We start from the raw sequence: 12,919 nt of genomic DNA on the forward strand, positions 1-12,919 counted from the left end.
GTCCCCACGGGTCGGTCTTGACGCCGAAGCGGCTGGGCTCGTAAAGTGCTGCCAGACGATGAATCGTTTCAGAGACGTTCGACGGTCATCTTTACCACGAGTCCCGTTTGGAGCATCCGTCCCATGACCAGCACGGTCCCCGTCGCACCAGGGGTGCGCGACGCGCTCGCTGCCCAGACCATCGAGCTGCCCTCCTGGGCATTCGGCAACTCCGGCACCAGGTTCAAGGTGTTCTCTCAGCCGGGCGTCCCCCGTGACCCGTACGAGAAGCTCGCCGATGCGGCCCAGGTGCACACCTACACCGGTGCGGCACCGCGGGTGTCGTTGCACATCCCGTGGGACCTGGTAGAGGACTTCAGCGACCTGGCCAAGCACGCCGCCGACCTCGGTGTGCAGATCGGGATGATCAACTCCAACGTCTTCCAGGACGAGGACTACAAGCTCGGATCGCTCACGAACGCCGACCCGGCGATCCGCAAGAAGGCCGTCGACCACCACCTGCAGTGCATCGAGGTGATGACCGCGACCGGTTCGACCGAGCTGAAGCTCTGGCTCCCGGACGGCACCAACTACCCCGGGCAGGACTCGATCCGCGGCCGGCAGGAGCGGCTGGCCGACTCGCTGCAGCAGATCTACGCGGCGCTCGGGCCGGACCAGCGCATGGTGATCGAGTACAAGTTCTTCGAACCGTACTTCTACACCATGGACATCCCGGACTGGGGCACCTCGCTCACCCACTGCCTGGCCCTGGGCGACAAGGCGAAGGTGGTGCTGGACACCGGCCACCACGCACCCGGCACGAACATCGAGTTCATCGTCGCCCAGCTGCTCCGGCTCGGCAAGCTCGGCGCATTCGACTTCAACTCCCGCTTCTACGCCGACGACGACCTGATGGTCGGTGCCGCGGACCCGTTCCAGCTGTTCCGGATCATGCACGAGATCGTGGCGGCGGACGCGCTGCGGCCGGAGGCCGGAGTGAACTTCATGCTGGACCAGTGCCACAACATCGAGGACAACATCACTGCTCAGATCCGGTCGGTGATGAACGTCCAGGAGGCCACCGCCAAGGCCCTGCTGGTCGACCACGAGGCGCTGCGCGAGGCCCAGCTCGGTGGGGACGTGCTCGGCGCCAACGAGATCTTCATGGACGCCTACAACACCGACGTGCGCCCACTGCTGGCAGAGATCCGCGAGCAGAAGGGGCTGGCACCCGACCCGGTGCGGGCGTACAAGGACTCCGGCTACGGCAGCAAGATCGCTGCCGAGCGCGTGGGCGGCACCCAGGCCGGCTGGGGCGCCTGACCGGCCCCGCCCTCCCGACCCGCCGCCCGCCCCGGGCGGAATTGCTCGTCGATCTGGCCACAGATCGTGGCCAGATCGACGAACAAGTTCCAGACTGACCGACCCCAGACCTATCGGAAAGCCACTATGACCCACCCCGTCGTGTCCGACCTGATCGCCCGTTCCAACCGTCTCGGTGCCGACCCGCGCAACACCAACTACGCCGGCGGGAACACCTCCGCCAAGGGCAGCGCTACCGACCCGGTCACCGGGCAGGAGATCGAGCTGTGCTGGGTGAAGGGCTCCGGCGGTGACCTGGGCACCCTCACCGAGAAGGGGCTGGCCGTGCTTCGGGTGGACCGGCTCCGGTCCCTGGTGGACGTCTACCCGGGCGTGGACCGCGAGGACGAGATGGTCGCCGCCTTCGACTACTGCCTGCACGGCAAGGGCGGTGCGGCGCCGAGCATCGACACCGCGATGCACGGTCTGGTGGATGCCCCGCACGTGGACCACCTGCACCCCGACTCCGGCATCGCCATCGCCACCGCCGCCGACGGTGAGCAGCTCACCGAGACCATCTTCGGTGACACGGTGGTATGGGTGCCCTGGCGCCGCCCCGGTTTCCAGCTCGGCCTGGACATCGCTGCGATCAAGGAGGCCAACCCCCGGGCGATCGGCTGCATCCTCGGTGGGCACGGCATCACCTCCTGGGGCGAGACCAGCGAGGAGGCCGAGGCGAACTCGCTGCAGATCATCCGCACCGCTGAGGAGTACATCGCCGCGCACGGCAAGGCCGAGCCGTTCGGCGCTGTGGTGCCTGGCTACGAGCCCCTGCCGGAGGCCGAGCGGCGCGCGAAGGCTGCCGCGCTGGCGCCGGTGATCCGCGGCCTGGCCTCCACCGACGCCCCGCAGGTGGGGCACTTCACCGACTCCGAGGAGGTGCTGGAGTTCCTCTCCCGGGAGAAGCTGGCCCCGCTGGCCGAGCTCGGTACCTCCTGCCCGGACCACTTCCTGCGCACCAAGGTCAAGCCGCTGGTCCTCGATCTGCCCGCCGACGCCCCGGTGGAGGACGTCGTGGCTCGCCTCGGTGAGCTGCACGAGACCTACCGCGCCGACTACGCCGCCTACTACGAGCGGCACGCCGACGCCGAGTCCCCCGCCATGCGGGGTGCCGACCCGGCGATCGTGCTGGTGCCGGGCGTGGGCATGTTCTCCTTCGGGAAGAACAAGCAGACCGCCCGGGTCGCCGGTGAGTTCTACGTCAACGCGATCAACGTGATGCGCGGTGCCGAGGCGCTGTCCACCTACGCCCCGATCGACGAGCGGGAGAAGTTCCGGATCGAGTACTGGGCGCTGGAGGAGGCCAAGCTGCAGCGGATGCCCAAGCCGAAGGCGTTGGCCACCCGGGTGGCCGTGGTCACCGGCGGTGCCTCCGGGATCGGCAAGGCCACCGCGCAGCGGCTCGCCGCCGAGGGTGCCTGCGTGGTGATCGCCGACCTGAACCTCGAGGCCGCCCAGCAGCTGGCCGACGAGCTCGGGGGTGCGGACGTGGCCACCGCCGTGGCCTGCGACGTCACCGACGAGGCCCAGGTGAGCGCGCTCATCGACGCCGCCGCGCTGGCCTTCGGCGGGGTCGACCTGGTGGTGAACAACGCCGGGCTGTCCATCTCCAAGCCGCTGCTGGAGACCAGCACCAAGGACTGGGACCTGCAGCACGACGTGATGGCCCGCGGCTCCTTCCTGGTCTCCCGGGAGGCGGCCCGGGCGATGATTGCCCAGAAGATGGGCGGTGACATCGTCTACATCGCGAGCAAGAACTCGCTGTTCGCCGGCCCGAACAACATCGCCTACTCCGCCACCAAGGCCGACCAGGCGCACCAGGTGCGGCTGCTGGCCGCCGAGCTGGGTGCGCACGGCATCCGGGTCAACGGCATCAACCCCGACGGTGTGGTGCGCGGCTCGGGCATCTTCGCCGGCGGTTGGGGCGCCAAGCGCGCCGCGGTCTACGGGGTGGAGGAGTCCGAGCTGGGCGCCTACTACGCCAAGCGCACCCTGCTCGGCCGCGAGGTGCTGCCCGAGCACGTGGCCGCCGCCGTGTTCGCCCTCACCGGCGGCGACCTGGCCCAGACCACCGGTCTGCACATCCCGGTCGACTCCGGGGTGGCGGCCGCCTTCCTGCGCTGATGGCCCGGGCCGGCACGTTCGCCGCAGTCGACCTGGGCGCCACCTCCGGGCGGGTGATCCGCGCGGAGGTGCGCGCCGGCGGGGTCGACCTGCAGGAGGTGCACCGGTTCGCCAACGAGCCCATCGAGGACGGCGGCACGTTGCGGTGGCAGGTCATCGCACTCTGGCAGGAGGTGCTGGTAGGGCTCCGGGCGGCCGGCGCAGACGGGGTCCTGGACGGCATCGGCATCGACTCCTGGGCGGTGGACTACGGTCTGCTGGACTCCGCGGGCCGACTGCTCGCCGACCCGGTCGCCTACCGGGACGAGCGCACCGCCGACGTGATCGAGCAGGTGCACACCCGGATCAGCCCGGAGGACCTGTACGCGATCAGCGGCATGCAGCACCTGCCGTTCAACACCATCTACCAGCTGGCCGCCGAGCAACGCGGCCCGCTGTGGGACCGGGCGGCCCGCGCGCTGCTGCTGCCCGACCTGCTCGGCTACTGGCTCACCGGCGTGCAGGTGAGCGAGCTGACCAATGCCTCCACCACCGCCCTGCTGGACCAACGCAGCCGGACCTGGTCGAGCCAGCTGCTCTCCGCCGTCGGCGTGCCGGGCGACCTGCTCGCCCCGGTGGTCGAACCGGGCACGCTGCTCGGCCACCTCACCGAGGAGGTCCAGACCAGCACGGGTCTGGGCTCGGTCCCGGTGTACACCGTCGGCTCGCACGACACCGCCTCAGCAGTGCTCTCGGTGCCGGCAGAGCGGGAGGACTTCGCCTACATCTCCTCGGGTACGTGGTCCCTGGTCGGGGTGGAGCTCACCGAGCCGGTGCTCACCGAGGACTCCCGGACGGCGAACTTCACCAATGAGCTCGGTGTCGACGGCACGGTGCGCTACCTGCGCAACGTGATGGGCCTGTGGGTGCTCTCGGAGTGCCAGCGCACCTGGGCGGACCAGGGGCACCCGGTCGAGCTGGCCGAGCTGCTCGCCGAAGCCGAAGCACTCCCTGCGCGCCGCACGCTGCTGGACGTGGACCACGCGGACTTCCTGCCGCCCGGGGACATGCCGGCCCGGCTGCGCGCGCACGCCCGCGCCGCCAGACAACCGGAACCGACCAGCCCGGCTGAGCACGCCCGCTGCATCATCGACTCCCTCGCCCTGGCCTACCGGAGAGCCATCGACGACGCTGCTCGCCTGTCCGGCCGGCAGGTCGCCGTGGTGCACGTGGTCGGGGGCGGGTCGCAGAACAGCCTGCTCTGCCAGGCCACCGCCGATGCCACCGGCCTACCCGTGCTGGCCGGACCGGTCGAGGGCACCGCGCTGGGCAACGCCCTGGTGCAGGCCCGAGCTGCCGGGGTGCTCAGCGGCGACCGCACCGCCCTGCGCGCAGTGGCCGCCCGCACCGCCGACGTGCGCACCTACCAGCCGGACCGTGCCGAGCACACCGCCTGGCAGACGGTCTGAGTGTCTGCGCTATCAGCTCAGCAGCACAGCGACCTGCTCCCGGAGGCCTTCGCGACCTTCACCGACCCGCCCGCCGAGGCCCGTCCGATGATGCGGTGGTGGTGGTTCGGCGCGGGCATGTCCACGGCCGACATCGACGACCAGCTGGCCTCGATGCACCGCTCCGGTCTCGGTGGTGTGGAGCTCGCCTTCGTCTACCCGCTGGATCCCGCGCCGGGGCCGGCCTTCCTGTCGCAGGAGATGCTCCACCTGGTCGGCCACGCCGCGCGCCGCGGGCGCGACCTCGGCCTGCGTGTGGACCTCACGCTGGGCAGCGGCTGGTCCTATGGAGGCGCGCACGTCCCGCCAGCGCTGGCTGCGCAACGACTGTGGTGGGACCAGCGGACCATCGGGCCAGGAGCGGCGCGGCTGCGCATCGGGAGCCGATGGCCGCAGGAGCACGTGGTCGCCGCCTACGTTGGTGAGGGCTCACCCGGCGAGGGGCCGGAGGACTACCAGCAGGTCGAGCTCACCGGAGCCGAGGTCGTCGTGCCACCCGGGGCCGGGCCGCGTACCCTGCTGCTCGCGGTCGCCGGTCCTACCGGGCAGCAGGTGAAGCGCGCGGCGAACGGTGCCGAGGGACCGGTGCTGGACCACTACTCGGCCGAGGCGATCGCCCACCACCTGCGCGCGGTCGGCGAACCGCTGCTGGCTGCTGCCGGTGCGAAGAACATCACCGCCGTGTTCTGCGACAGCCTCGAGGTCTACCACGCGGACTGGACGCCCAGCATGGTGGCGGAGTTCATCGCACGCCGCGGCTACGACCCGCTGCCGGTGCTGTACCGGCTCCGGGTGGACCATCCCGAGGCAGCCGGGCTGCGGGCGGACTACTACCGCACGCTCTCGGAGCTGCAGGAGGAGAGCTTCCTCACCCCGGTGCGCTCCTGGGCCCGCGAGCACGGGGTCGCCTTTCGGGTGCAGAACTACGGCCGCCCACCCGCGCGAGTGAGCGGCTACCGCTGCGCTGACCTGGTCGAGGGGGAGGGTTGGGGCTGGCGCGGCATCCCAGAGACCAAGTGGGCCTCCTCCGCCGCCCACCACCTGGGCCGACCGGTGGTCTCCTCGGAGACCTGGACCTGGGTGGCCTCCCCCTCGTTCCGCGCCCGCCCGATCGACCTGAAGGGCGAGGCGCACGAGCACCTGCTGCTCGGCGTCAACCAGCTCATCGGTCACGGCTGGCCGTTCTCCCCACGAGCGGCCGTCGACCCCGGCTGGGCCTTCTACGCCGCCGGCGCCCTCAGCGACCGGAACGCCTGGTGGGCTGCCGCCCCGGAGCTGTTCGGGTACCTGACCCGGCTGTCGGCGCTGCTGCGCACCGGTGAGCACGTAGCCGACGTGGCGCTCTGGCTCCCCTACGAGGACACCTATGCCGCCTTCGGCCCCGACTGCGCAGCCAACCTGTGGCGCGGCAGCGTGGCACAGATCGGTGCCCAGGTGCCGGCGATGCTCCGGGAGGCGGGTTACGACTTCGACGTCGTCGACGCCCAGACCTCGGTGGAGTCCATCACCCGCCGACACCGGGTGGTCGTGCTGGCGGGTAGCAAGCTCCTGTCCGCACAGGATGCCGACCACCTGCGCGCGATCACCGCGCGAGGGTGTCCGGTGGTCGTGGTCGACTCCCCAGTGCTACCGGAGGCCCGGCACGTCGCGGCCGCCGAGCTGTTGCGCGTGATCGGTGACGTCGTCGCCCCGGACGCCGCCGTGGACCACCCGGACGTGGGGGTGCTGCACCGGCGCCACGAGGCCGGGGAGGTCTATCTCGTGGTCAACACCGGACCACGACCGGTGGCCGCCCGCCTGCAGCCACGGACGCCCTACGGCGGCTGGGAGACCTGGGACGCCCACAGCGGCGCCGTCAGCCATCGTGGTAGTGGCGAGATCCGGCTGGCGCTTGCCCCCTACGAGGCGAGCGTGGTGGTCACCTCGCCGCGGCCACCCCTGGATCGCGAACGCTCCCATCCGCGACCTGAATCGGTTCACGGGCCGCACGGGGGAGCGTTCGCGACTGGTGGCGGGGGTGCTGGCCCCACCTGGCAGCTCTCGGACTGGCAGCTGACCGAGCCCGGTGGTCGGTCCAGACCCGTACGGCTGCCGCACGTCTGGGAGGAGGACGGTCTGGACGGCGTGGTCGGGACGGCGACCTACACCAGCACGGTGACCTGCGAGGGCGTGCTGCCGGAGCACCTGGTGCTCGACCCGGCCGGGCTGCCGGTACCGCCGCGCACCGCCCGCCAGCCGCAGTCCTACCAGGCGCACGCCGCCGAACCGCTCGGCGTGGTCGCCGTGGTCCGGGTGAACGGCGAGCAGGCCGGCGTGCTCTGGGACCACCCCCACCGGCTGCGGGTCGGGCACCTGCTGCGCGAGGGTGCGAACCAGATCGAGCTGCAGGTCAGCGGCACCTCGGTGGCCGGTCTGCGCGACGAGCGCTGGCGTGAGGTGTACCGGCAGGCAACTGCTGTGCACGGACGGCGATTCACCATGCAGGAGATCGACCTGGCCGACGAACCGACCCGGACCGGGATCTTCGTGGTGCCGCAGCTGCGCTGAGCGGGGCCGGCGACCAACGACCTATCGGCGATCGGCGAGCCACGAGCGCCCAGCGCCCAGCGCCCAGCGCCCCTAAATCGATCCAAGACTGTCTTGACGCGGCGTTGACCGCTCCGCTAGCGTCAGGGGATAACGCTTACCGGACGGGGGGCAGCCGTCGAGGATCGGTGAGCGAGGTCCGGCCGCACTTGGCTGGGCCGACAGTCAGATCATGACGATCGCCTGCGCGTACCCATAGCGCAGACAATTGTTTGAATCGATTCATGACCGATCGGAGAAGATCTCATGACCGTCGCTTTCTCGTCCCGAGGGCGGCCAGTAGCACTGCTTGCGGCAGCGGCCACTGCCGTCACCACCGGGCTGGTGGTGAGCGCACCCGCCACCGCAGCGCCTCAGGACCCGGCTGATGCCGGCACCTCCGAAGCGCAGCAGGAGCCGCTGCGCTTCGACTTCGGTCCCGGCACCGTGGCGGACGGCTACGCCCAGGTCACTGCCGACAGCACCTACAGCGAGGAGACCGGGTTCGGTTTCACCGGGGACGCAGAGGTGACCGGCGCCGACCGCGGCGGCGAGGACCCGATCAAGGGGGACTTCCTCACCCCCGCTGAGGCGACCTTCGTGGTCGACCTGCCGAACCTGGACTACACGGTCTCCCTGGTCGCCGGGGACTCGGAGGAGGCCACGCAGATCGCCATCTCCAGCGAGCAGATGCAGAAGGTGCAGACCGCCGACCGCGGGCCCGGTGAGTACCTGGAGATGAACTACGACATCGCCCTGGTGGACGGGCAGATGTCCTTCACCTTCACCGGCGACGCGCCGAACATCAACGCCATCGTGATCACCGCTCAGGAGGAGCAGAGGCCGGGCGATGTGCCCACCGCGTTCCTCACCGGTGACTCCACGATGCAGACCTACGACGAGTACTGGGAGCCGCAGGCCGGCTGGGGCCAGGTGTTCGACCAGTTCGTGCCCGAGGGTGTGGTGGTGGACAACCAGTCCATCGGTGGCCGCAGCTCGAAGACGTTCGTCACGGAGGGCCGGCTGGACGCAGTGCTGCTCGAGGCCCGGCCCGGCGACTACGTGTTCGCGCAGTTCGGCCACAACGACGCCACCCAGTCCCGTCCGGAGCGCTACACCACCCCCGAGGAGTACCAGGGCTACCTGCGGATCTTCGTCGAAGGTGCCCGGCAGCGCGGCGCCACACCGGTCCTCATCACCCCGGTGAACCGGCTGGACTACGACGCCGAGACCGGCAAGTTCAACGAGAGCTTCCCCGAGTACGTGGCCGCGATGAAGGAGGTCGCGGCAGCCTCCGACGTCGACCTCATCGACCTGTCCGCCTCCTCGCGGGCCTACCTGGACGAGATCGGCCCGGAGATGGCCGAGTCGGTGTTCCTGCACGTACCACCGGGCGTGTACCCGAACCGCCCCGAGGGCACCCAGGACGACACCCACTTCCAGTCCTACGGCGCCATCCAGATGGCCCGGCTGGTCGCGCTCGACCTGGCCGAGCTGGACCTGCCGGTCTCCGAGCTGGTGCAGGTGACCGAGCCGGACGAGCTGCCCGCAGCGCCCGCCGGCGTGGCGGTGCAGACCGTGACCAGCGCCTCGGTCACCCTCACCTGGGACGCTGTGGACGGCGCGGACGTCTACCGCGTGTTCCGCAGCGAGGCTGGGGCAGACGAGTTCACCCTGGCCGGGACCTCCACTCTTGACCAGGCGCTCATCGGCGGTCTGGAGGAAGGGGTGGCCTACGACTTCCGGGTCAGTGCGATGAACGGCCTCGGCGAGGGCGTGGTGAGCGAGACCGTCAGCGCCACCACCCGTTCGGCGCAGTACAAGTTCGACTTCCAGCCCGCCGGTGCACCGGTCGCTGACGGCTACACCGAGGTGAACCGCAGCACCCTCTACACCCCCGAGCTCGGGTATGGCCTCGTGGATGCCGAGGGGATGGACGACCGGGACCGCGGCGACGGAGACGATGATGTCGCCTGCGACTTCGTCATCGAGTTCGGCGGCCGGTACGAGTTCCTCGTCGACCTGCCGAACGGCAGCTACTCCGCCGCCACGGTGGTGGGTGACCTGCTCGGCAGCGTGCGCACGAACATCGAGATCGAGGGTCGTGACTATGGCGGGCAGAGTGCCCGCGAGGGCCACACGGAGAAGGTGCACGAGGACATCGTGGTCACCGACGGCCAGCTGAACCTGGTCATCACCGGCCAGACCGCGCACCTGAACGGCTTCACCCTCACCCCGATCCTGGTGGCACCGGAGTCGGTGCAGCTGGAGAACCTGACCATGGAGGGCGCCACCGGCCAGGTGGAGCTGTCCTGGCCGGAGGCGCCGGAAGCGGAGTCCTACCGGGTGTACCGCACCGGACCGGACGGCGAGGCGACGCTCGTCGGCGAGACCGAGGGCACCACGCTGACCGACGACGAGGCGCACGCCGGCGTCACCTACTCCTACGCCGTCACCACGGTGACCGCCAGCGGGGAGGAGTCCTTACCCTCGGTGAGCCTGGACGTCGAGGTGGTCGACCCCGATGTGGCAGTGCCCGCCGCGCCCACCGGGCTCGCCTACACCTCGGTGACGAAGAACGCCGTCGAGCTGGTCTGGGACGAGAGCACCGAGGCGCTGTTCTACCTGGTGGAGCGTGCCGAGGACACCGACGGTGACTTCACCGTCGTCGGCCGGACCGAGGACGCCACCTTCACCGACGAGACCGTGCTCACCACGATCGAGTACTACTACCGCGTGGTGGCAGTGAACGCCGGCGGCGCCTCCGAGCCCTCGGCGGTGATCGAGACTCCCGGTGAGACCGAGCTGGTCCGGGACGCCGAGTACCTGGACCGCTCCCCGGTGGCGGTGACCCAGGAGCAGGGCGTCTACCTCGGCTGGCGGATGCTCGGCCTGGACCCGGCCGGGATCGCGTTCCACGTCTACCGCGACGGTGAGCGCATCACCGACGAGCCGATCACCGACAGCACCAACTACGTCGACACCGGCGGCGCAGCCGACTCCGTCTACCGGATCTCCCAGGTGCTCGACGACGGGGAGAGCTGGGCCACCGACGAGTTCAGCCCGTGGGCCGAGCAGTACCTGGACGTGCCCCTGGAGAAGCCGGCCGACGCCTACACCAAGGACGGCCAGCCCTACTCCTACTCCGCCGGCGATGCGTCCGTGGGGGACGTGGACGGTGACGGCGAGCTGGAGATCATCCTGATCTGGAACCCCTCGAACGCCAAGGACAACTCCCAGGCCGGCTACACCGGCAACGTGTACGTGGACGCCTACAAGCTCGACGGCACCCGGTTGTGGCGCATCGACCTCGGGGTGAACATCCGTGCCGGGGCGCACTACACCCAGGCGATGGTCTACGACCTGGACTCCGACGGCCGGGCCGAAGTGGTGATGAAGACCGGTGACGGCACGGTCGACGGCCAGGGCACCGTGATCGGCGATGCCGATGCCGACTGGCGCAACTCCAGCGGCTACATCCTCACCGGACCGGAGTTCCTCACCGTCTTCGACGGCGAGACCGGTGCGGCGATCGACACGGTTGACTACGTCCCGCCGCGCGGGGACGTGGAGTCCTGGGGCGACGGCTACGGCAACCGGGTGGACCGGTTCCTGGCTGCAGTGGCCTACCTGGACGGGGAGCACCCGAGCGTGATCTTCTCCCGGGGCTACTACACCCGAGCGGTGGTCGCCGCGTTCGACTTCGACGGCGAACAGCTCACCAGCCGGTGGGTGTTCGACTCCTCGGATCCGGGCAACGGCGACTACGCCGGACAGGGCAACCACAACCTGTCCGTGGGGGACGTGGACGAGGACGGCAAGGACGAGATCGTGTTCGGCTCGGCCACCATCGACGACGACGGCACCGGTCTGTACTCCACCGGCCTGGGTCATGGGGACGCCCTGCACCTGGGCGACCTGGACCCCAGCCGTGCCGGCCTGGAGGTGTTCGCCGTGCACGAGGACATGGGCGCCTCCGGGAACCTCGGTTCCACGTTCCGGGATGCCGCCACCGGTGAGGTGCTGTGGTCCACACCGGCTGAGGTGGACACCGGCCGCGGTGCCGCTGCGGACATCGACCCGCGGCACGAGGGTGCCGAGGCGTGGAGCGTGGGCGGTGACGCCGCCTGGAACTCCCCCGAGGGGTACCTGATGAGCGCCGACGGGGAGCAGATCAGCACCGACATCCCGGCCGCGAACTTCGTCACCTGGTGGGACGGCGACCTGCTCCGGGAGATCACCGACCACGAGTTCGACGAGACCAGCCGCACCGGAGAGCCGGTCGTGTACGAGTGGGACTACGAGAACAACGAGCAGGTGGAGATCTTCCGACCCGAGGGTGTGCTCAGCAACAACGACACCAAGGGCAACCCCTCGCTGCAGGCGGACCTGTTCGGCGACTGGCGCGAAGAGCTGGTGTACCGCACGGAGGACTCCTCCGCGCTGCGCATCTTCACCACCACCGACGTCACCGACACCCGGTTGCGCACCTTGATGTCCGACCCGGTCTACCGGCTCGGCATCGCCTGGCAGCTCACCGGCTACAACCAGCCCCCGCACACCAGCTACTTCCTGGGTGAGGGGATGGAGACACCGGCGGCGCCGTCGATCGCCTACACCACCGAGCCGCCGGCGCCCGAGCCGGTGCCCGGTCCGGCGACCAGCGCTCCGGCACGTGGTGAGCTGTCCACCACCAGCGGGTGGGCGTATGGGTTGGCTGATGGGAACTACACGGTCTCGATGAACCTGTGGTGGGGTCAGAACGCCAACGAGGTCCGGGTGTACGAGAACGGTGAGCTGATCGGCTCCTCGCTGCTGACCGACGACACCCCGGCAGCCCAGGAGTTCTCAGTGGACGTGTCCGGCCGTGCGAACGGCAGCTACACCTACACCTGTGAGCTGGAGAACCAGCACGGGGTGAGTGAGTGTGCGCCGGTGACGGTGCAGGTGACCGATGCTGAACCGGGGCAGGCGGTGCTCAGTGCGGACAACTGGGACGGCGACGGGCAGTACACGGTCACGGCCAACCTCTGGTGGGGGACCAATGCCACCGAGTACCGGCTGTATGAGGACGGTGAGCTCATCGACTCCCAGGAGCTGACCGCGCACACCCCGGACGCGCAGTCGGCGGTCACCGAGATCAGCGGCCAGGAGCCGGGCACGTACACCTACGTGGCCGAGCTGGTCAACGATGCTGGGTCGACCGAGACCGAGGCGATCGAGGTGGACGTGGACTGAGCCCTGGCCCCGCCGTGGGCGCAACGTCACTGAAGACCGGGCACCTGTGCCCGATGTTGATTGACGTTGTGCCCGCATGGGTGCCCGGATCACCGCTGGGGCCGGAGCGATGGACGTAACCAGATCGTCATGATCGTCGAGCTGGATCGCGCTTTCCGCGGCTT

At 69.9% G+C, this 12,919-nt stretch carries 5 protein-coding genes; all 5 read left to right on the plus strand.

The genetic code is table 11. The features are described from left to right. Positions 1 to 123: 123 nt before the first annotated feature. The 5 genes from rhaI to K338_RS26380 all read left to right on the plus strand — a co-directional run bounded on the left by rhaI (position 124) and on the right by K338_RS26380 (position 12,755). Positions 124 to 1,302 carry an L-rhamnose isomerase gene (gene rhaI / locus K338_RS0105090; RefSeq protein ID WP_022917097.1) on the plus strand — a complete coding sequence of 393 codons (1,179 nt, stop codon included), beginning with the start codon at positions 124 to 126 and terminating at the stop codon, positions 1,300 to 1,302. A 126-nt stretch (positions 1,303 to 1,428) separates the two neighbouring features. Further along, positions 1,429 to 3,465, plus strand: coding sequence for a bifunctional rhamnulose-1-phosphate aldolase/short-chain dehydrogenase (locus K338_RS0105095; protein WP_022917098.1), 2,037 nt, complete (start codon positions 1,429 to 1,431; stop codon positions 3,463 to 3,465). Then, entirely contained in the window at positions 3,465 to 4,913 is a 1,449-nt protein-coding gene (locus tag K338_RS20635) for a rhamnulokinase (protein ID WP_022917099.1), read from the plus strand. Before K338_RS0105095 ends, K338_RS20635 begins: the two co-directional genes overlap by 1 nt. Further along, the gene (locus tag K338_RS0105105) at positions 4,914 to 7,499 is read left to right on the plus strand and encodes a glycosyl hydrolase (RefSeq protein ID WP_022917100.1); all 2,586 of its coding nucleotides are present in this window, start codon (positions 4,914 to 4,916) and stop codon (positions 7,497 to 7,499) included. Between the two features lie 285 nt (positions 7,500 to 7,784). Then, positions 7,785 to 12,755 carry a rhamnogalacturonan lyase family protein gene (locus tag K338_RS26380; RefSeq protein WP_022917101.1) on the plus strand — a complete coding sequence of 1,657 codons (4,971 nt, stop codon included), beginning with the start codon at positions 7,785 to 7,787 and terminating at the stop codon, positions 12,753 to 12,755. The last annotated feature ends 164 nt before the right edge of the window (positions 12,756 to 12,919 follow it).

Source organism: Ruania albidiflava DSM 18029, assembly GCF_000421225.1.
GTDB classification, from domain to species: domain Bacteria; phylum Actinomycetota; class Actinomycetes; order Actinomycetales; family Beutenbergiaceae; genus Ruania; species Ruania albidiflava.

Coding starts and splice junctions, on each gene's coding strand:
- rhaI (WP_022917097.1), top strand. CDS start 124: ATGACCAGCACGGTCCCCGTCGCACCAGGGGTGCGCGACGCGCTCGCT.
- K338_RS0105095 (WP_022917098.1), top strand. CDS start 1,429: ATGACCCACCCCGTCGTGTCCGACCTGATCGCCCGTTCCAACCGTCTC.
- K338_RS20635 (WP_022917099.1), top strand. CDS start 3,465: ATGGCCCGGGCCGGCACGTTCGCCGCAGTCGACCTGGGCGCCACCTCC.
- K338_RS26380 (WP_022917101.1), top strand. CDS start 7,785: ATGACCGTCGCTTTCTCGTCCCGAGGGCGGCCAGTAGCACTGCTTGCG.